Origin of the sequence: Blastomonas sp. (assembly GCF_030373265.1) — a bacterium.
Lineage (GTDB): Bacteria > Pseudomonadota > Alphaproteobacteria > Sphingomonadales > Sphingomonadaceae > Blastomonas.
Genome location: NZ_JAUCZC010000016.1, coordinates 38,125 through 57,923, shown reverse-complemented (window position 1 = coordinate 57,923; position 19,799 = coordinate 38,125). Strand labels below are relative to the sequence as shown.

Here is a 19,799-nt window from a genome sequence, read left to right as displayed (position 1 = left end):
CCGGTTGCGGGGGGCAAAGGCAACCGGCCCCGGTGCAGCGGGGAACCTGCACCGGGGCCGGAAGGTCGGATCAAGGCTGGATCAGCCCTCGGGAGCAGCGCGCTTTTCCTGCCAGCGCTGCTTCATCGCTTCGCGCGCAGCGTCGCGTTCGGCCTTGGTCACCTGGCCGTCGTTGTTGGTGTCCTGGCGCTTGAAGCGCTCGACTGCGGCGGCTTCGAACTCGGCCAGCGAGATCGCGCCGTCCTTGTTGGTGTCCATCCGCATCATGCCGCGCTGCATGCCTTCGCCGCCACCGCCGCGCTTGCCGCGCCATTTGCCGCCGGGTCCACCGCGCGTCTCGCCCGGCTTGGCCTCGGTGCCACGCTGCGCCATGCGCTCACCGCGCTTGGCTTCACGGGCTTCGCGCGCTGCGGTCATTTCGGCCTGGCTGATCTGACCGTTTCCGTCGGTGTCGAGCTTCTTGAAGCGCTCGGCCTGACGGGCTTCACGGTCGGCCTTGTCGATCTTGCCGTCGTTGTTGACGTCCATCTTGGCAAAGCGCTCGCGCGCATGGCCGCGGACCTCGGCTTCGGTGATCACGCCGTCCTGATTGGCATCCGGGCCGCGCATCTTGCCGCCGCCCGGCTGGGCAATGGCCATGCTGCCAGTGAGCATCGCGGCGAGAGCGGCACCTGCTATAAGGGTCTTCTTCATGGGGTATTCCTTTGTGGTTCGTTTCCAAATCGGAGGAAGTCGCCCCAGCCCCGCTGCAAAGGGGGAAATTGGGGACCGGAACGACTTCCTTGAGAACCGTTTTAGGAGTCCAATGTCGCACAGCTATGCCGGATCACCGGCAAAAGTGTCGCAAAGTGTATCAGATGGGGCCGAGCGTTCATCCGCGCGCAAGCTGATAGGGGTTTTGGCAACGTTTTCGCTGCATCGCAGCAACGCCCCGCTTGGCTAATGCGCCGCGCCCTGATAGGCGCGCGTGCATGCTCGCAATGAACAACATCACCGTCCGGCTGGGTGGCCGCACGATCCTCGACGGCGCAACCGCGTCCATTCCCCCTGGCGGCCGTATCGGCCTGATCGGGCGCAACGGCGCGGGCAAGTCCACGCTGATGAAGGTGATGATCGGCGAACTCGAGCCCGATGACGGCGAGATCGACATGCCACGCCTCGCCAAACTGGGCTATATCGCACAGGAAGCCCCGCACGGCGCGATGACCCCGCTCGAGACCGTGCTCGCCGCCGATGTCGAGCGCACCAGCCTGCTCGAAGAGGCCGAAACCTGCACCGATCCCGACCGGCTGGGCGATGTCCATGATCGGTTGCTCGCGATCGATGCCTATAGCGCGCCTTCGCGCGCGGCGATCATTCTCACCGGCCTCGGCTTCGACGACGAGATGCAGAACCGCCCGCTCGACAGCTTTTCGGGCGGCTGGAAGATGCGCGTCGCTTTGGGTGCGCTGCTGTTCTCGCAGCCCGACGTGCTGCTGCTCGACGAGCCCTCGAACCACCTCGATCTCGAAGCGACCTTGTGGCTCGAAAACTTCCTCAAGGCGTACCCCGCCACGCTGATCGTCATCAGCCACGAGCGCGATTTGCTCAACAACGTCGTCGACCACATCCTGCACCTGCAGGGCGGCAAGGTGACGCTCTATCCCGGCGGCTATGACAGCTTCGAGCGCCAGCGCGCCGAACGCGCCGCGCAGCTCGCCGCCGCCAAGCTGTCGCAGGATGCCCAGCGCGCCAAGTTGCAGGATTACGTCGCGCGCAACAGCGCCCGCGCCTCGACCGCCAAGCAGGCGCAGTCACGCGCCAAGATGCTCGCCAAGATGCAGCCGATCACCGCGCTGATGGAAGATCCGAGCCTGACCTTCGACTTCCCCAGCCCTTCCGAGCTCAAGCCCCCGCTGATCACGCTCGATCTGGCCGCGGTCGGCTATAGCGCGGACACGCCGATCCTGCGGCGGCTGAACCTGCGGATCGATCCCGACGACCGGATCGCGCTCTTGGGGCGCAACGGCAACGGCAAGACCACGCTCGCACGGCTGCTCGCAGCCCAGCTGCCGCCGCTCGAAGGTGCGATGGATACCGCGGGCAAGATGCAGATCGGCTATTTTACCCAGTATCAGGTCGAAGAACTCGAAAGCGACAGCACCCCGCTCGAACAGATGACCCGCGCGATGAAGGGCAAGACGCCTGCAGCCGTGCGCGCGCAACTCGGCCGCTTCGGCTTCTCGGGCAACCGCGCGATGTCGAGCGTCGGCACCCTGTCGGGCGGCGAGCGCGCGCGGCTGGCGCTGGCGCTGATCACCCGCGATGCCCCGCACCTGCTGATCCTCGACGAACCGACCAACCACTTGGATGTCGATGCGCGCGAGGCTTTGGTGCAGGCGCTCAACGAATATGACGGCGCGGTGATCCTGATCAGCCATGACCGCCACATGGTCGAGCTGACCGCCGACCGGCTGGTGCTGGTCGATGCCGGCACCGCGACCGAATACAACGGCTCGATGCGCGATTACATGGACTTCGTGCTGGGCATCAACCAGCCCAAGGGCGAGCCCAAGCCCAAGATGTCCAAGAAGGACAAGAAGGCCGACGCCTTCCACCGCGATCAGGTCCGCAAGGTCGAGAACAAGGTCAAGGCAGCCGAAAAGGCCGTCGCCGAACTTCAGGCGCAGTGTTCCGACCTCGACCGCGCGATGTTCGACCCTTCTTCGGCCAAGCCCGAGCACGCCAAGCTGACGATGAGCGAACTGGCCCGCCAGCGCGCGCGGCTGGGCGACGAGCTTGCCGCAGCCGAGGCGACGTGGCTTGAAAACAACGAGAAGCTCGAAGCGCTGAATTGACGCTTGCTGGCGTCCCGGGGATGGTTTAACTGATCGGTTAAACCAACGAAGCCCGAGAGGATACCTGCATGGCCGACGCCTATATCATCGACGCTGTCCGCACCCCGCGTGGGGTCGGCAAGCCCGGCAAGGGCGCGCTGTCGCACCTGCATCCGCAGGACCTTGCCGCGACCGTGCTCAAGGCGATCAAGGACCGCAACCACCTCGACACCGCGACCGTCGACGATATCGTGTGGTCGACCTCGACCCAGAAGGGCAAGCAGGGCGGCGACCTTGGCCGCATGGCCGCGCTCGCGGCAGGCTATGATGTCAAGGCCAGCGGCGTGACGCTCGACCGCTTCTGCGGCGGCGGCATCACCTCGGTCAACATGGCGACGGCATCGGTGATGTCGGGCATGGAAGACTGCGTGATCGCGGGCGGCACCGAGATGATGAGCTACACCCAGACCGTGGGCGCAGCCGAAGCGAACGCCGGCATGCCGCCGCCGCTGATGGGATCGCACAACCCTGCGCTCGACGAACTGCACCCGCAGTCGCACCAGGGCGTGTGCGGCGATGCGATCGCCTCGATCGAGGGCATTTCGCGCGAAGCGTTGGATGCGCTCGCTCTGGTCAGCCAGCAGCGTGCGGCGCGCGCGATCGCCGAGGGCCGTTTCGACAAGTCGGTGGTGCCGGTGCACAATCCCGATGGCTCGGTCGCGCTCGACCGCGAGGAGTTCCCGCGCCCCGAAACCACCGCCGAGAGCCTTGCCGGGCTCAAGCCCGCGTTCACCGCGCTGGCCGATTTCGAGATCGGCGGCACGACCTTCCGCAAGCAGATCAATCGGCGCTATCCCGACCTGACGATCGAGCACGTCCACCACGCGGGCAACAGCTCGGGCGTGGTCGATGGTGCAGCAGCGGTGCTGATCGCCTCGAAGGAGTATGCCGACAAGCACGGGCTAAAGCCGCGCGCGCGCATCGTCACCTATGTCAACATGGGCGATGACCCAACGCTGATGCTCAACGCCCCCGTCCCCGCGGCGAAGAAGGCGTTGGAGCGCGCAGGCCTGACCAAGGACGACATCGACGTGTGGGAAATCAACGAGGCGTTTTCGGTGGTGGCGGAGAAATTCATCCGCGATCTCGATCTCGACCGCGAAAAGGTCAACATCAACGGCGGCGCGATGGCGCTGGGACATCCGATCGGCGCGACCGGATCGATGCTGATCGGCACCGCGCTTGACGAGTTGGAACGTTCGGGTGGCCGCTATGGCCTCATTACGATGTGCGCTGCGGGCGGCATGGCCCCTGCGATCATCATCGAGCGTATCTGAAACTGAACTTCGGCCCGGTGAGCGCGCTTTACACGAGCGCGTTCACCGCCGCCATGAACGGCCCGATCGACACCGGCTTGGACACATAGCCCTCGGCGCCGGCGTCGCGGATCCGGTCTTCGTCGCCCTTGCCCGCATACGCGGTGACCGCCATGATCGGGATCAGCCGCAGGTCGCGATCGGCCTTGATCGCCTCGATCAGTTCGAGCCCGCTGATGTGGGGCAACTGGATATCCATGATAATCAATCCGGGCACGAACTGACGTGCACGCTCCATAACCTCGCGGCCATCCGCCAGCCCCTCGACGGCAAAGCCGTGCGCGGTGAGGAGATCGCAGAAAAGTTTGCGATTGAGGTCGTTGTCCTCGACAACCAGCACTCTTTTTGCCACTGAACCGCTTATCCAAATTGCCGACGCGCGAGGCGCCGGACGTTATTCACCAGAACGTGGATGTAGGCCAAAGCCGTGACCGACACAATCAGGCCAGACACAATCAGGGCAGACCGGGGTCAGCCCAATGATCCTGCGACGATGGCGCTGATGGCGCTATCCTGGCTGCTGGGCGACGGTGAGCGCGCCGACCGGTTGCTGTCACTTACCGGAATGACCGTCGACGATCTGCGCCAGGGCGCCTCGAACCCCAGAATTCTGGCGGAATTCGTCCGCTATCTCGAGGGGCACGAGGCCGATCTGGTTGCCGCTGCCGATGCAATCGGCACCAGCCCGCCGGCTTTGGTCAACGCCCGCATTGAACTTGAACGCCAGACATGACCCCGAACGGACCCGACATGACCCCCTCCCCCCGAGCCCCCCGCCCACTGCTGATCACCGATTGCGACGAGGTGCTGCTGTATATGGTCTCCCCGTTCCGCGAATGGCTGGACGAGGCGCATGACATCGAGTTCGACATGTCCGGCGGCGATTTCGCCAAGGCGCTGCTCGATCGCAAGACGCGCGAAGCGGTAAAACCGGGGGATATCTGGCCTTTGCTCAATGCGTTCTTCGACACCGAAATGCATCGCCAGATGCCGATCCCGGGCGCGATCGAGGCCCTGCAGGCGATCAGCGAACAGGCCGACATCGTCGTTCTGACCAACCTCAATGATCACCGCCAGCAGTCGCGCAGCGAGCAGCTGGCGCGCTTTGGCGTGCACCATCGCGTCGTCTGCAACCAGGGGCCCAAGGGCGAACCCCTGAAGCGGATCATCGATGAGCATGCCCCCTCGGTCGCGATCTTCGTCGACGATCTGCCGCAGCACCACGAATCCGCCGCCGAGCACGCACCCGAGGTCTGGCGGCTGCACATGGTCGGAGAGACCGCGCTCGCTCCGCATATCGCCTGTGCCGCCAGCGCCGGCCATGCCCATGCCCGGATCGACAGTTGGCACGAAGCGCTCGACTGGGTGCTCGAACGTTTTGCGCTGGGCGTCCCTGCCCCCGGCATCGCAGCGGCAGCTTGACGCTGGCCCACCCATTGGAGAGAATGCGCATATGACTGACATCATTGAAAAAAGGCTGGCCGAAATTGGGCTGGACCTGCCCCAGCCGGCAGCCCCCGTGGCATCCTATGTTCCCGCCGTGGAAGTAAATGGATTGCTCTACATCTCGGGCCAGCTGCCGTTCATCGACGGCAAGGTGGTCACCGGACGGCTGGGGGAGAATGTTTCGCTCGAAGCCGGAGAAGCCGCGGCACGCGCATGCGGCATCATGCTGATCGCGCAGATGAAGGCAGCTCTGGGCTCGCTCGACCGGGTCGAGCGGATCGTCAAATTGGGCGCGTTCATTGCGAGTACGCCCGAGTTCAACGCCCAGCCCAAGGTCGCCAATGGCGCTTCCGATCTGATGGCGCAGGTCTTCGGCCCCGCTGGCCAGCATGCGCGCAGCGCTGTCGGCGTACCCGTGCTGCCGCTGGGCGCAGCCGTGGAAATCGATGCAATTGTTGCCGTTCGGCCTGCTTGACGGCTGGCTGGCGCCGCCGCCCGACCCCCGCCGCATCGCCTGGCTGGGAGAGCAGCCCTACGCCCATCGCGGACTGCATGATGGCAACTGGGACGGGCCGGTGCTGGAGAACGGCCTGCCCGCCTTTGCTGCAGCGATCGCGGCGGGCCATGGCATCGAATGCGACGTCCAGCGCAGCATCGACAACCGCGCGGTGGTGTTCCACGATTTCTCGCTCAGCCGGCTGACGCTGGCGCAAGGGCGGGTTGACGGCAAGACCGCCGCCGAGTTGACCCAGATCCGCCTGATCGGTCAGAACGGCGCGATTGCCGAGCTTGGCGCGGTGCTGGGCGTGGTGCGCGGGCGCGCGCCGATCCTGATCGAGATCAAGACCGAGAGTGACAACGTCGCGCCCCTGTGCCTGGCGGTGCGCCGCGCGCTAGAAGGCTATGGCGGCAAGGCGGCGATCATGGGCTTCCACCCGGCCGTGTCGGCGTGGTTCCGGCGGCAGGCACCGCACATCACACGCGGGCTTGTCATCACCGAGGAAGGCAACCGCGGCTGGAAGGGCATGCTGCAACGCCATCGCGACCTGTGGAAGGCCAAACCCGATTTTCTGGCCTATGACATCCGCGACCTGCCCAGCCGCTTCGCCGGCGCGCAGCGCGCGCGCGGGCTACCGGTGCTGACCTGGACCGTGCGCAGCGACGATCAGCACGCCATCGCCGCTGCATATGCCGATGCACCGATCTACGAACGGACAGCCATGCCGGACTCCGCGCTACCAGCATGAACGAGCGGGCGATCACCGCAGAGGTCGGCCGCAGCATCGCCGCACTCGATGCTGGTCAATGGGATGCTCTGGCAGGTCCGGACAATCCGTTCGTGTCCCACGCGTTCTTAAGCCTGCTCGAGCAATCGGGCAGCGTCGGGCGCGGCACCGGATGGACCCCTGCCCCGATCACGATCAAGGGCGAGGACGGCGCGCTGGTCGCCGCGCTGCCGGCCTATCTCAAGAGCCACAGCCAGGGCGAATACGTCTTCGACCACAATTGGGCGCACGCCTGGGAAAATGCTGGCGGCAGCTATTATCCCAAGCTGCAGATCGCGGTGCCGTTCACCCCGGCAACCGGCCCACGCATCCTGCTCGCCGATCCGGTCTGGTCGCTGCCGATCCTCACCGCCGCGCAGAACCTTGCCGAGCAGAACGCCCTGTCCTCGGTCCACGCGACCTTTATCGAGCCTGCGCAACTGCCGCTGTTCGAACAGGCCGGATGGCTGCTGCGTGCCGACACCCAGTTCCACTGGCACGATGAGGACTATGGCGACTTCGAGGGGTTCCTGGCCTCGCTGACCTCGCGCAAGCGCAAGGACCTGCGCAAGGAGCGGGCCAACGCACAGGAGGGCGTCGAAATCGTCCACCTGACGGGGGACATGATCACCGAAGAGCATTGGGACGCTTTCTGGATCTTCTATCAGGACACCGGCGCGCGCAAATGGGGCCAGCCCTATCTCACCCGCGAGGCGTTCAGCCTGATGGGTCAGACGATGGCCGATCGCATTTTGCTGATCCTGGCGCTGCACGAAGGGCGCCCGATCGCCGGCGCGCTCAACTTTATCGGCAGCGATACGCTCTATGGCCGCTATTGGGGCTGTACCGTCGACAAGCCGTTCCTGCATTTCGAGCTGTGCTATTATCAGGCGATCGACGCCGCACTGGCACGCGGCCTGACCCGTGTCGAGGCGGGCGCGCAGGGCGGGCACAAGATGGCGCGCGGCTATGCGCCCGAGATCACCTGGTCGGCGCATTACATTCCCGATCCGGGCTTTCGCCGCGCTGTGGGTGATTTCCTCGTGCGCGAGCGCGCAGCGGTGGAGGCTGACCGCGACATGCTGACCGAGATGCTTCCGTTCCGGCGCGGTCCATCTCCTGCTTGACGCTGGCGCGCGGGCAGCGCACCATCGCACCAGCAACACCTGCCTAAGCTCCTGACCTTCCTGCAGAAAGCCTTCGCCCCATGCGCACCCTTCGTCTTGCCGCCCTGTTGCTTGCCTTCGCCAGCCCCACCGCCCTCATGGCACAGGTCGCGCAGACTGCGCCCGACAGCAGGCTGACCGGCCAGGACCTGTTCTCGCTCGAGGTTGCCGCTGATCCGCAGATCGCACCCGATAGCGGCAAGATCGCGTTCGTCCGACGCGCCAACGACATCATGGCGGACAAGGCGGTCTCGTCGATCTGGCTGGTGGATACTGCCACCGGCGAGCTGACCCCGGTTGCCGCAGGGCCCGGCAGCCACAGCCAGCCGCGATGGTCGCCCGACGGCAAGCGCCTTGCTTATGTCTCGACGGCAGAAGGCGGTGCGCCGCAATTGTTCGTGCGCTGGATGGCCTCGGGCGAAGCCGTGCGGATCACGGGTCTGCCGCAAAGCCCGGGCAACATCGCCTGGTCCCCTGATGGCAATCAGATAGCCTACACCATGTTCGTGCCCGCCGAAGGCCCGAAGCTGGGCAAGGCGCCCGACAAGCCCGAGGGAGCGACCTGGGCAGCGCCGCTCGAAACCTATGACCTGCTCTCCTATCGTGCCGATGGCGCGGGCTATATCAAGCCCGGCTTCGACAAGATCTTCGTCGTCCCCGCGACCGGCGGCGCACCGCGCCAGCTCAGCTTCGGCGAGTATCATGACGGGGGCGGGCTGACCTGGAGCCGCGACGGGCAGACGCTGTACTTCTCGGGCAACCGCTCGCCCGACTGGGAAAACGATCCGGTCGATGCAGAGATTTACGCGCTCGACATCGCCACCGGTGCCATCACCGCGCTCACCGACCGCGATGGGCCCGACGCATCGCCGGTGGTATCGCCCGATGGCAGCAGGATCGCTTATCTCGGCTTCGACGACCAGCTGCTCGGCTATCACAACGCCCAGGCCTATGTGATGAACCGCGACGGATCGGGCAAACGCGCGGTCGCGCCCGCGCTCGACCGCAGCATCGACACCCTGGTGTGGGCACCCGATGGCCAGGCACTGATCGCGCAATATGACGACCATGGCGAAACCCTCGTCGCGCGGATCGGCATGGATGGATCGGTGCGCGAGATCGTGCGCGGCCTGACCGGCCCGGCGCTCGACCGGCCCTATGCGGGCGGATCGTTCAGCATCGCAAGAAACGGTGCGATCGCCTATTCGGGCGGCAATGCCACCAAACCTGCCGATGTCATGCTGGCGAGCGGCGGCAAGACCCGCACGCTGACACGGTTCAACCAGTCGCTGATGGCGAGCAAGCGGCTCGGCGAGGTGCGCAAGATGACCACCGCCTCGACCTTCGATGGCCGGGAAGTCGAAGGCTGGCTGACGCTGCCGCCGGGTCACGTGCCTGGCATGCGGGTGCCTTTGGTGCTCGAAATCCATGGCGGACCGTTTGCCGCTTATGGCCCCCATTTTTCGACCGACAACCAGCTCTATGCCGCATCGGGCTATGCGGTGCTGTCAGTGAACCCTCGCGGATCAACCAGTTACGGTGCTGAGTTCGCAAACCTTATCCACCATGCCTATCCGGGCAACGACTATGACGATCTGATCGCGATGGTCGACAAGGCGATTGCCGACGGTGTGGCTGATCCCGAGCAGCTGTTCGTCACTGGTGGATCGGGTGGAGGCGTGCTGACCAGCTGGATCGTCGGCAAGACCGACCGCTTCAAGGCGGCCGCGACGCAAAAGCCGGTGATCAACTGGACCAGCCAGGCGCTGACCGCCGATGGCCCGGCGTTCTTCGCGAAATACTGGTTCGGGAAAATGCCGTGGGAGGATCAGGCGAGCTATTGGGCGCGCTCGCCGCTGTCGCTGGTCGGCAATGTGAAGACGCCGACTTTGGTGGTGGTCGGCAGCGAGGATTATCGCACCCCGGTCAGCGAATCCGAGCAGTACTATACCGCGCTCAAGCTGGTCGGCGTGCCGACGGCTTTGGTCAAGGTTCCAGGCGCCAGCCATGGCGGCATCGCGGCGCGGCCTTCGCAAAGCGCGGCCAAGGCGTCGGCGATCATCGCCTGGTTCGAACGCTACCGCAAACCGGCAGCGCAGTAAGACTCAGGCGGCGCGCGCTGCGATCTGCTGGAGCCAGGCGCGGGCTTCGCGCTGGGCTTCGGCGATCTGGCGTGCGGTCATTTCCTCGGAGATTTCCGCGCGGCACAGCTGGCTTTCCTCATGCCCCTTGACCGCGGCGAGGTTGAACCATTTGTGCGCTTCGATCAGATCGACATTCACGCCGTGTCCCCCGGTGGAAAATGCCACTCCCAGATCGAAATAGGCGTTGATGTCGCCGCGCGCTGCCGCAGCGAGCTTGCTCTCCATCAGAAACGTCGCGGACTTCAGACTGTTAGCCATCACTCATGCCCCTCTTTGCATGGCCGGTTGATCCGACAGGGGCGAGCTTGGGAAAATGTGGTGAAGAAAAGGTTAATTCGGCAGTAACCATGCCAGAAGTTTTACATTAGCTTGCGTTTACGGGCATATTATCGATCAGCCGAGTTCCGCCGATGCGCGCTGCGACCAGCAGCCGCGCCGGACGGTCGGCAGCGTCCATCCGCTCAAGCGTCGCCGCATCGGCCAGCGTGACATAATCGACCGAGCCGAACCCGGCTGCCAGCAGCGCCTGCTCGATGCCGCTGGTTGCCTCCCTCACCGGACCACCCGCCTCGATCACCGCGATCCCCGCCTGCATCGCGCGTGGCAGCATCGCGGCGGCAGCGCGCTGCTCGGCGCTCAGATAGGCGTTGCGCGATGACAGCGCCAGCCCATCGACATCGCGCACCGTCGGCACACCGATAATGTCGAGCCCGAAGTTCAAATCTCGCGCCATCGCGCGGATGACGGCGAGCTGCTGGTAATCCTTCTCGCCGAACAGCGCCATATCGGGCTGAACCTGGTTGAAAAGCTTGGCAACGACGGTCGCGACGCCATCGAAATGACCGGGCCGCGCCGCACCGCACAGGCCCTCGCTGACCCCGGTGACGCTGACGTTGGTAGCAAAGCCTGCCGGATAGACCTGATCGACATCGGGTGCCCACAGGATTGCCACGCCAGCCTCGCTGAGCATTGCAGCGTCCGCGTCTTCCTGTCGCGGATAGGCGTCCAGATCCTCGTTTGCGCCGAACTGCTTGGGGTTGACGAAAATCGACGCGACCACATGGTCGGCGCGCTGCCGGGCCTCTCGGACAAGCTGCATGTGCCCGCTGTGCAGCGCCCCCATGGTGGGCACCAGAGCCACCTCGCCGCCCTGCCGCCTCAGCAGCGAAACCGCAGACCTCAACCTGTCTAGCCGACGTATGATTTGCACCTTGGTAAAGCCTCCGATAGGGAACTGCCGCAATGGGGTACGGGTCGTGCCCGCACGCGATTCACTAGGCAGCACTGGCACATTCGTCGGCCTGCTGGAAGGGGCTGAAAACCATGGACATGACGACGCGCAAGGCGTCCCCGCACCATATCGTGTTTGCCAACGAGAAGGGCGGCACCGGCAAATCCACCAGCGCGGTCCATGTCGCGGTGGCTCTGTCGTATCTCGGCTTTCGCGTCGGCGCGATCGATCTCGATCCGCGCCAGCGCACATTGCACCGCTATCTGGAAAACCGTGTGGCAACACAGGAACGGCGCGGCATCACCCTGCCGACCCCCCGGTTCGAAGTGTATCAGGAAGAAAGCCAGGCTCGGCTCGAGCAGATGGTCGTCAAGATGAGCGAGGACTGCGACTTTCTGGTCTATGATACGCCGGGCCGTGATGACAAGTTCGCGCGTTTCGTCGCCACCCGCGCCGATACCTTGGTCACCCCACTCAACGACAGCTTCGTCGATTTCGATCTGATCGGCCAGGTCGATCCGGAAAACTTCAAGGTCCGCCGCCTGAGCTTCTATGCCGAACTGATCTGGGAGGCACGCAAGGCGCGCGCCAAGACCGACGGGATCGAGATCGACTGGGTGGTGCTGCGCAACCGCACCCAGCAGACCGATGCCCGCAACAAGCGCAGGCTCGATGCCGCGCTCGCCGAACTCTCCAAGCGCGTCGGCTTCCGCTATGTCCAGGGACTGTCAGAGCGCGTTGTCTATCGCGAACTGTTCCCCTCGGGGCTGACCTTGCTCGACAAGGGCCATCTCGCCGATCTCGGCACCAGCCACATCATCGCCCGGCAGGAACTGCGCGAAATGGTCTCGGCGCTCAACCTCCCCGGCGTCGGCAGCCGGGCTACCGAGCGCCAGCCGCAGCTGATCTGACGCCCGGCTTTTTCAGGGCGACTTCGCCATCAGCTTGAGCGTCATCGCGGTCATCGCCTCGGCGGCTGTGGCGATCACGGTATCGGCCTCGGGTGCCCAGAACGGGCTGTGCAGCGAGGGCATTTCGGCGCCCTCCTTCTTGGCCTTGTTGTATTCGGCCAGCGGCACCCCGCCGACCCAAAAGATCAGGCTGGTGATGTTGTCGGGATCGGCGCGGTAGAAGCGGCTGAAATCCTCGCCACCCATCGACGGCGGCACCTGCGCGACCCGCTGCTCGCCGAACCGGGCCTTGAGCATCTCGGCGGTCTCGCGGGTGAAATCCGGGCTGTTGTAGACCGCAGGCGTGAAGGTGTCGCTCATCGTCACCTCGGGCATCCGGTCTTCGGGCATGCCCGCGGCAATCGCCTCGCCTTTGGCCACGCGCTTGATGCCGTTGAGGATTTTCTCGCGCGTCTCGTCCGAATAGCTGCGCACCGTCAGCAGCAGCTTCGCCTCGTCGGAGATGATGTTGTGCTTGGCCCCCGCCTGGAAACTGCCGACGGTGACCACCGCGGCATCCTGCGGATCAAGCTCACGGCTGATCAAAGTCTGCAGCGTGGTGACGATCCGCGCGCCGAGCACGATCGGGTCCTTGGTCGATTGTGGATAGGCACCGTGCCCTCCCAGCCCTTTCACCTTGATATCGACGCTGTCGACATTGGCGAGCGCGAAACCGGGGGTGTAGCCGATGAAACCGGCGGGTGCCTGCGCGGCATCATGGAAGCCGAGCACGTATTCGGGCTTGGGAAAGCGCGTGTAGAGCCCATCCTCGAGCATCGCCAGCGCGCCCGAGCCGATCTCTTCGGCTGGCTGCAGGATCATCACCAAGGTGCCCGACCATTCGGCCTTGCGCTTGACCAACTGCCGCGCGGTGGCGACCCAGCCGGTCATATGCGTGTCATGCCCGCAGGCGTGCATCACCCCGGTCTCAATCCCCGCGGGGCTCATCGCGCGCACCTTGCTGGCAAAGGGAAGCCCGGTCTGCTCGACCACGGGCAGCCCATCCATGTCGGCGCGAAGCATCACCACCGGACCGGGACCGTTCTTCATCACCGCGACCACGCCGGTCCTGCCGACGCCTTCGGTCACCTCAAAGCCCAGGCTGCGCGCCTCGGCGGCAAGCTTGGCTGCGGTCTTGACCTCCTGAAAGCTCAGCTCCGGATTGGCGTGCAGATCGCGATAGATTTCCATCAGGCCGGGCATGTCCGCAGCGATATCGGCGCGGATGGTGTCCTGCGCCTGCGCGGGCATGGCGGCTGCCAGCGCCAGAACGGATGCGGCAAACGCGCGCGTTACAAACGATGCGACCGGCATAAGTGTCTCCCCAGACATATGTTTGAGCCGCAGGCTAACGCCTTGATCGCATTACGCCAATCGAATTTGGACCGTCATTTCCGCGTCCGCGGGAATACCGCTCGTTGTGGCCGGGGTTGCGCGCAAGCGGGCCCCCCGGCGTGCCCGGGGGATGACGAAGATGCGCACCTCACCCGTCGCGCCTCACTTCAGTGGGCGGAGATCGATGATGTCGAGCGTCGATTCATAATAAGGGTTGGGAAACACGATCCGCCAGCGGTCCTCGCCGATGCGCTCGACGGTGCCGGCCATGTCACGCTCCTTGTCCTGCCCATACGGCACCAGGGTCTCGTCATCGCCCAGCATCAGCGAACCCAGGAACACCCCTCCGCGCTTACTATCGGCGTGAATGAAACCAACCGGGCGCTGCGAGCCGGTGAGCTTGACGAACTGCCGGGTCGCCCCGCTGCCGTAAACCGCACAGACAAAATCGGGATAGGCGATGAACGCCAGATATTTCCCGCCCAATTTGTGGGTGGCGCACCGATAGCGTCCCTCGGGGGGCAGCGGCGTCTCGAGACGCTTTTTCGGATCGTAGAGCAAACCGTCCTTGGCGAGTTCGCCAGCATATTCGGACGCGCGCACCTCGGCCAGCGCCGCGGCGAACGCGGTGTCGCGCTGCTTGAGCCGCTCTGCATCGCTGGCAGTGATGGTATCCTGCCAGCCCTGCGCGGTGGCCACCGTGCCCAGTGCCGCAGCGGCAAGCACCAGCCCTGCTCGGATCCCCAAAACCATGCTCACTCTCCGTGCCTCGTGGTGGCCAGCCTGATCAGCTGTGCGGCGCCAGATCGAAGGCGGCCGTCTTGCCGTTCATGATGTTCTGCGCCAGCAGGTCGCCGCGTTTCATCACCGCCTGCACCGCCTCGATGCCCTGGTCCCAGTGCATGTCCATGGTGGCGCGCGAAAACTCGAAATCGCGCATCCCGCTTTCCCATCTTTGTACATTGTAGATCAGGTGGACGATGTTGACTGCATTGTCCTCCACCAGTGCGCGCATGCGCTCGACATCGGGGTCGGTCCGCATGTCTGGCGGCAGCATCGCCAGAACGTTGCGCAGCGCCTCGTGCTCCTTGCGCAGCTTGAGATAATAATCGGTCACCTGCCGGGTGCGGCTGGAATAGCGGATGTCCTTTTCGCGGCTCATCACATCGGCAAACTTGGTGGGAAGCTCGCCACGTGCCGGGAACAGATCGACCTGGAAGGCCAGCATATCGCTGGTCTGGTTGTCGAGCACATAGGCCAGCGGCGTGTTGCTGACGAGGCCGCCGTCCCAGTAATGCTTGCCGTTGATTTCTATCGGCGCAAACCCGGGAGGCAGCGCGCCCGAGGCCATGATATGGCGCGCGTCGATAACCTGCGGGCCGTGGGGGTCCTGCGTGTCGAAGTAATAGAAATTGCCCGATTCCACGTTCACCGCGCCGACCGAAAACCGCATCGGGCCGTTGTTCAGGCGGTCCCAGTCGATGAAGCGGTTGAGCGTCTCGATCATCGGGGTGGTATCGTACATGCTGACCGCCGCGGGCGTGCCCGGCCAGGCGAAGAAGGGCGGCAGCAGATGCGGGCGATAGAAGCCCGGAACGCCGACCGTCGCGGCCATCGCCGCTCCGGCATAGTGGTTCACCTCGCGCCAGTAGTCCGCATCGCCGAGCATGAAATCGACGGTGCCCGACGTCACCAGCTCCCAGAATTCGCGCAGCCGTGTGCAGGCCATATCGGGCTCGTTGCCGGCAATAATCGCCGAGTTGATCGCACCGATCGATATCCCGGCGACCCAGTCGATCCGCACGTTCTGTCGCACGAGTTCGCTGAACACGCCTGCCTGATAGGAACCGAGCGCGCCGCCGCCCTGCAGCACCAAGGCCACGGTTTCCGGCAGCGGAACGGCTGCGGACTGGGTATCCAGCGCATCTTGAGAGCCCGGCATGTTACGTCCTCGTCTGTTGGCGTGCCATTGCACGCTTTGGACGTGACTCTATGCCGCAGCGCACAATAACGCAATTGCTGCAAAAATGGGTGATGCCCATCGCACGCTGCCGGTGGTAGACAGGCACTGTTCGCTACAGGGATGACGCAGCGCATGAAGCTCGACGACTATCGCACCTCAGACAATGTTTCGGATCAGCGCGGCGGCAGGGGCGGCGGCTCTCGCCTGCCGATCGGCGGCGGCAAGATGGGGATCGGCACCATCCTTATCCTGGGCATCGCAGCCTTGGTTTTCGGCATCAATCCGATGGAACTGATCCAGGGGGGCGGGATGACCGGTGGTGCGCCGGTGCAGACTCAAGGACCTGGGGCAGCCGGCGGCCAGAACGCGGCGCAAAGCTGCGCGGTCGATGAGAAAAGCAAGTTCAGCTGCCAGGTGCTTGCCAGCACCGAAGACACCTGGGGGGCGCTGTTCCAGGAACAGGGTCAGGCCTATCAGCCTGCCACCCTGACTTTCTATGACCGCAATGGCCAGTCGGGATGCGGCGCGGCACAAAGCGCGATGGGGCCGTTCTACTGCCCCGCCGATAACGGAATTTATCTCGACACCAGCTTCTTCGACGAACTCGCCACGCGCTTCGGCGCCGCAGGCGATTTCGCTCAGGCTTATGTCATCGCGCACGAGGTCGGCCACCATATCCAGACGATCACGGGGCGCTCTGCCAATGTGCGCCGCGCGCAAAGCACCGCCAGCCAGGCCGAAGGCAACCAGTTGCAGGTGCGGATGGAGCTTGAGGCGGATTGCTATGCCGGGGTCTGGGCGGCGCGCAACAAGAACCGCATGGAACCGGGCGATATCGAGGAGGGCCTGACCGCCGCCAGCGCCATCGGAGATGATACGCTGCAAAAGGCTGCAGGCCGCAGGCCGGTCCCCGAAAGCTTCACCCATGGCACCTCTGCCCAGCGCATGGCGTGGTTGAAGAAGGGGTTGAGCACCGGCGACCCGGCGCAATGCGATACTTTCAGCGCGACACGTTTGTGATCGGACGCATCGTTTGGCACAGTCGTGCGTAAGCGCAACAAAGGCGCTTAACTGACGCCATAACCGGGGAAACCATCATGCACCGCACCGCCACCGTTCTCGCCAGCCTTGCCTTTGCCGCGAGTGCACTTCCCGCCGCCGCGCAGAACCCAGGGTCGAATGGACCGCGCTCGACCGAGCAGGTGGCCGAAGATGTCGTCACCCAGCCGGTCGAGGATATCGGGATCGACAAGAAGGACATCCCGCAAAATCTGATCGCCATTCAGGACAAGCCCTATTCGCTGGTCGGGATCAAGACGTGCGCTCAGATCCGCAGCGCGATCGGTGACATGGACGCAGTGCTCGGCGAAGACCTCGACGTGCGCTATGAGCAGACCCGCGATGACAAGCGCAAGGATACAGCCGGCAGGGTCGGCGGTCTGATCGTCAATTCGATCATCCCCTTCCGCCGGGTCATTCGCGAAATCTCGGGAGCGGCGGCACAGGAGCGCCGTTATAACGCCGCGGTTTATGCGGGCGTCGTGCGGCGCAGCTTCCTCAAGGGGATCGGCCATCAGCGCGGCTGCAAGTATCCGTCCGCACCCGAGCCTTCGAGCATGAAGTGACTTGCTTCAAACTCCTCTCCCTTTAGGGGAGGTGGCTCGCCGCAGGCGAGACGGAGGGGAAGCGTCCGGATGATGTGTCCGATGGGATGCGCAATTCGGCTGCCCCTCCACCGCTTCGCGGTCCCCCTCCCCGTTCCGGGGAGGATCCGACAGTTGGGGGCAGAAATCTATGCGACGTTTTCCGGTCCGGCGGCTGGCCGATTGCCACACGGTCGATGACTTTCGCGAGCTGGCACGCAAGAAGCTGCCCTATCCGGTGTTCCACTATATCGATGGCGCTGCCGATGACGAGGTGACCCGCAACCGCAACACCACGGCGTATGAAGAGTGCGACCTCGTCCCCAATGTGCTCGCAGGGGTCGCAGATATCGACATGACGACCACGCTGATGGGCCGCAAGATCGATATGCCGTTGTTCCTGTCACCGACAGCCTTGCAGCGGCTGTTCCATTGGCGCGGCGAGAAGGCGGTCGGTGCGGCGGCGGAAAAGTTCAACACCTTCTTCGGCATCTCCTCGCTCGCCACGGTCAGCCTTGCCGAGATCGGCGACAGCATCGCCAGCCCCAAACTGTTCCAGCTCTATGTCCACAAGGACAAGGGCTTGAACGCCGCGCTGATCCAGGCGGCCAAGGACGCGAAGTTCGATGCGCTGGCGCTGACGGTCGATACCATCGTCTCGGGCAAGCGCGAGCGGTGTTTGCACACCGGCTTCACCTCTCCGCCGCGGCTCACCCCGGGATCGGCGATGAGCTTTGCTACCCATCCCGGCTGGTCGTTCAATTACATGGGCCGCGAGCGCTTCTCGCTGCCCAATCTGGAAAGCCATATCGCGGCGGGCACCAACGCGGCGATTTCGGTGGCGGACTATTTCAACACCATGCTCGACCAGCAGATGGACTGGGCGATGGCCGAGGAGATCCGCAAGGCGTGGGACGGCCCGTTCTGCCTGAAAGGGATCATGAGCGTCGAGGATGCGCGCCGCGCGGTCGCGATCGGCGCGACCGCGATCATGGTGTCGAACCATGGCGGACGGCAGCTCGACGGCAGCCGCGCACCGTTCGACCAGCTCGCCGAGATCGTCGATGCGGTCGGCGACAGGATCGAGGTGATCTGCGATGGCGGCATCACGCGGGGCACGCATGTGCTGAAAGCGCTCAGCGTCGGCGCCAAGGCGTGTTCGGGCGGGCGTCTGTATCTCTACGCGCTCGCCGCCGGGGGCCAGCGCGGGGTCGAGCGGACTTTGGCCAACCTGCGCGGGGAAATCGAGCGCGGCATGAAGCTGATGGGGGTGACCAAGCTCGACCAGCTGACGCGCGGCAATCTGCGCTGGCGGTAACCGAGCGGGGACGCTCACCGGGGGCGGCCCACCTCCCCCGTGGCGCTGATGATGATCCGGTCGCTGTTGGCGCCGCGCGACAGCAACACCGTCACCGGCGCATTGGGCAGTCCGGTGCTGTCGAACCAGAAGCGCGCGCGTGTCGGTGCTGCAGCGGCAGGATCGGTGCCCGGCGGTTCAACGGATTGTGCAGCCTCGCCTTCGATCCGGGCGATAGTCCCCGGCTTCCAGTCCCGGTTGGCCAGCGTCCGCGCGTTCAAGGGAACCCATTGCCGGTCCTGCCGCGCATCGAAGCCGTAGCCCGATGGCGCGATCCACACCGCGATCGGCCGCGCGCTCACCACCGCCTCGTCGCGCGCTGCGGCGACGCGGGCGGCAAAGCGATCGGCATCTTCGGAAAGCGCCGAGCTGTCGCCAGGGATGGACAGCATCACAGCGCCCGCGACCAGCCCGACGATGAACAGCACCACCATCAGTTCGATCAGCGTGAAGCCGTTGCTCAAATCCTCCCCGAGCTTGTCTCGGGGTGGGGGACTGCGCCGCGCAGCGGCGGGGTGGAGGGGAAGCGAGGCGCACGTCTTTTTCATCGGTACGATCCCGCTTCCCCTCCACCATTCGCTGCGCGAACGGTCCCCCTCCCCCAGCAAGCTGGGGGAGGATTTAAGCGTCTCACCCCCCATTGGCGGTGATATCCGCATTCTCGTTCTCGCCGCCCGGTGCGCCGTCGGCGCCCAGCGAATAGAGGTCGAACGCGCCGGTGGTGCCGGGGCTGGTGTACTGGTACGGGCGGCCCCACGGATCCTGCGGCAGCTGCTTGATATAGCCACCGCTGCGATAGCGGCCGGGCTGCGTCAGCGTGGGAGGTGGGGTCATCAGCGCGTTCAAGCCCTCTGCCGACCCCGGATAGGCAAGATTGTCGAGCCGGTACATCTCGAGCGCCTGGCTCAAGGTCGCAATGTCGCTGCGCGCCTTTTCGGTCATCGCGCGGTCCTGGCTGGGCAGCACATTGATCACGACCACGGTCGCGAGCAGACCGATGATGAAGATCACCACCATCAGTTCGACGAGGGTGAAGCCATTGGCACGCTTGCGTGCCTTGGGCGAGAGGCGCTTCAGCAGCGCGGATCGAAAGTTCAACATGATATT

21 protein-coding genes are annotated in these 19,799 nt (G+C 64.8%); 12 read left to right on the top strand and 9 right to left on the bottom strand.

Translation table 11 applies throughout. The features are described from left to right. Positions 1-81: 81 nt before the first annotated feature. Positions 82-693, bottom strand: a complete 612-nt coding sequence (locus QUV11_RS11010; protein WP_300882593.1) for an EF-hand domain-containing protein — start codon at positions 691-693, stop codon at positions 82-84. 278 nt (positions 694-971) lie between these two features. Here QUV11_RS11010 and QUV11_RS11005 point away from each other — a divergent pair, with 278 nt between their 5' ends. After that, complete coding sequence (locus QUV11_RS11005) at positions 972-2,837, top strand: ABC-F family ATP-binding cassette domain-containing protein (RefSeq protein ID WP_300882591.1); 1,866 nt, start codon at positions 972-974, stop codon at positions 2,835-2,837. A gap of 68 nt (positions 2,838-2,905) precedes the next feature. Then, positions 2,906-4,153, top strand: coding sequence for an acetyl-CoA C-acetyltransferase (locus tag QUV11_RS11000; RefSeq protein ID WP_300882588.1), 1,248 nt, complete (start codon positions 2,906-2,908; stop codon positions 4,151-4,153). A 28-nt stretch (positions 4,154-4,181) separates the two neighbouring features. On the opposite strand, the gene QUV11_RS10995 is transcribed toward QUV11_RS11000, so the two are convergent. Then, positions 4,182-4,544, bottom strand: coding sequence for a response regulator (locus QUV11_RS10995; protein WP_188513366.1), 363 nt, complete (start codon positions 4,542-4,544; stop codon positions 4,182-4,184). Between the two features lie 75 nt (positions 4,545-4,619). Here QUV11_RS10995 and QUV11_RS10990 point away from each other — a divergent pair, with 75 nt between their 5' ends. The 6 genes from QUV11_RS10990 (at position 4,620) to QUV11_RS10965 (ending at position 10,171) form a co-directional block, all read left to right on the top strand. Continuing rightward, the gene (locus QUV11_RS10990) at positions 4,620-4,925 is read left to right on the top strand and encodes a DUF3572 family protein (RefSeq protein WP_300882583.1); all 306 of its coding nucleotides are present in this window, start codon (positions 4,620-4,622) and stop codon (positions 4,923-4,925) included. Positions 4,926-4,942: 17 nt separating this feature from the next. Beyond that, the gene (locus QUV11_RS10985; protein WP_300882581.1) at positions 4,943-5,614 is read left to right on the top strand and encodes an HAD family hydrolase; all 672 of its coding nucleotides are present in this window, start codon (positions 4,943-4,945) and stop codon (positions 5,612-5,614) included. Positions 5,615-5,645: 31 nt separating this feature from the next. Next, the gene (locus tag QUV11_RS10980; RefSeq protein WP_300882579.1) at positions 5,646-6,113 is read left to right on the top strand and encodes a RidA family protein; all 468 of its coding nucleotides are present in this window, start codon (positions 5,646-5,648) and stop codon (positions 6,111-6,113) included. After that, on the top strand, positions 6,085-6,885 hold the full coding sequence (locus QUV11_RS10975; protein ID WP_300882577.1) for a glycerophosphodiester phosphodiesterase family protein: 801 nt from the start codon (positions 6,085-6,087) through the stop codon (positions 6,883-6,885). The genes QUV11_RS10980 and QUV11_RS10975 overlap by 29 nt, the downstream gene beginning before the upstream one ends. Next, positions 6,882-8,030, top strand: coding sequence for a GNAT family N-acetyltransferase (locus QUV11_RS10970; protein WP_300882575.1), 1,149 nt, complete (start codon positions 6,882-6,884; stop codon positions 8,028-8,030). The genes QUV11_RS10975 and QUV11_RS10970 overlap by 4 nt, the downstream gene beginning before the upstream one ends. An 80-nt stretch (positions 8,031-8,110) precedes the next feature. After that, positions 8,111-10,171 (top strand): S9 family peptidase, encoded by a 2,061-nt coding sequence (locus QUV11_RS10965; protein ID WP_300882573.1) that lies wholly within the window; start codon positions 8,111-8,113, stop codon positions 10,169-10,171. A 3-nt stretch (positions 10,172-10,174) separates the two neighbouring features. On the opposite strand, the gene QUV11_RS10960 is transcribed toward QUV11_RS10965, so the two are convergent. Both QUV11_RS10960 and panC read right to left on the bottom strand, forming a co-directional pair. Continuing rightward, a complete protein-coding gene (locus QUV11_RS10960) occupies positions 10,175-10,471 on the bottom strand; it encodes a hypothetical protein (protein WP_300882571.1) in 297 nt (98 codons plus the stop codon). Positions 10,472-10,577: 106 nt separating this feature from the next. Beyond that, complete coding sequence (gene panC / locus QUV11_RS10955) at positions 10,578-11,423, bottom strand: pantoate--beta-alanine ligase (protein WP_300882569.1); 846 nt, start codon at positions 11,421-11,423, stop codon at positions 10,578-10,580. Positions 11,424-11,536: 113 nt separating this feature from the next. Between panC and QUV11_RS10950 the strand changes: the two genes are divergently transcribed. Beyond that, the gene (locus tag QUV11_RS10950; RefSeq protein WP_300882567.1) at positions 11,537-12,355 is read left to right on the top strand and encodes a division plane positioning ATPase MipZ; all 819 of its coding nucleotides are present in this window, start codon (positions 11,537-11,539) and stop codon (positions 12,353-12,355) included. Positions 12,356-12,367: 12 nt separating this feature from the next. Here QUV11_RS10950 and QUV11_RS10945 read toward each other — a convergent pair whose 3' ends face one another. From QUV11_RS10945 to QUV11_RS10935, 3 genes are all read right to left on the bottom strand, one after another. Then, positions 12,368-13,708, bottom strand: a complete 1,341-nt coding sequence (locus QUV11_RS10945) for an amidohydrolase (RefSeq protein WP_300882566.1) — start codon at positions 13,706-13,708, stop codon at positions 12,368-12,370. Positions 13,709-13,891: 183 nt separating this feature from the next. After that, positions 13,892-14,482, bottom strand: coding sequence for a DUF4893 domain-containing protein (locus QUV11_RS10940; RefSeq protein WP_300882564.1), 591 nt, complete (start codon positions 14,480-14,482; stop codon positions 13,892-13,894). Between the two features lie 34 nt (positions 14,483-14,516). After that, the gene (locus tag QUV11_RS10935; RefSeq protein ID WP_300882562.1) at positions 14,517-15,671 is read right to left on the bottom strand and encodes a patatin-like phospholipase family protein; all 1,155 of its coding nucleotides are present in this window, start codon (positions 15,669-15,671) and stop codon (positions 14,517-14,519) included. A 153-nt stretch (positions 15,672-15,824) separates the two neighbouring features. On the opposite strand from QUV11_RS10935, the gene QUV11_RS10930 reads away from it, so the two are divergent. The 3 genes from QUV11_RS10930 to QUV11_RS10920 all read left to right on the top strand — a co-directional run bounded on the left by QUV11_RS10930 (position 15,825) and on the right by QUV11_RS10920 (position 18,653). Then, a complete protein-coding gene (locus QUV11_RS10930) occupies positions 15,825-16,712 on the top strand; it encodes a neutral zinc metallopeptidase (protein ID WP_300882560.1) in 888 nt (295 codons plus the stop codon). Between the two features lie 77 nt (positions 16,713-16,789). Beyond that, entirely contained in the window at positions 16,790-17,317 is a 528-nt protein-coding gene (locus tag QUV11_RS10925) for a hypothetical protein (protein ID WP_300882558.1), read from the top strand. Between the two features lie 169 nt (positions 17,318-17,486). Continuing rightward, positions 17,487-18,653 (top strand): alpha-hydroxy acid oxidase, encoded by a 1,167-nt coding sequence (locus QUV11_RS10920; protein WP_300882556.1) that lies wholly within the window; start codon positions 17,487-17,489, stop codon positions 18,651-18,653. Between the two features lie 14 nt (positions 18,654-18,667). Here the strand turns inward: QUV11_RS10920 and QUV11_RS10915 are convergent, their stop codons facing one another. After that, a complete protein-coding gene (locus QUV11_RS10915; protein WP_300882554.1) occupies positions 18,668-19,240 on the bottom strand; it encodes a GspH/FimT family pseudopilin in 573 nt (190 codons plus the stop codon). Between the two features lie 82 nt (positions 19,241-19,322). Continuing rightward, positions 19,323-19,793 carry a type II secretion system major pseudopilin GspG gene (gene gspG, locus QUV11_RS10910; protein WP_300882552.1) on the bottom strand — a complete coding sequence of 157 codons (471 nt, stop codon included), beginning with the start codon at positions 19,791-19,793 and terminating at the stop codon, positions 19,323-19,325. Positions 19,794-19,799 lie beyond the last annotated feature (6 nt).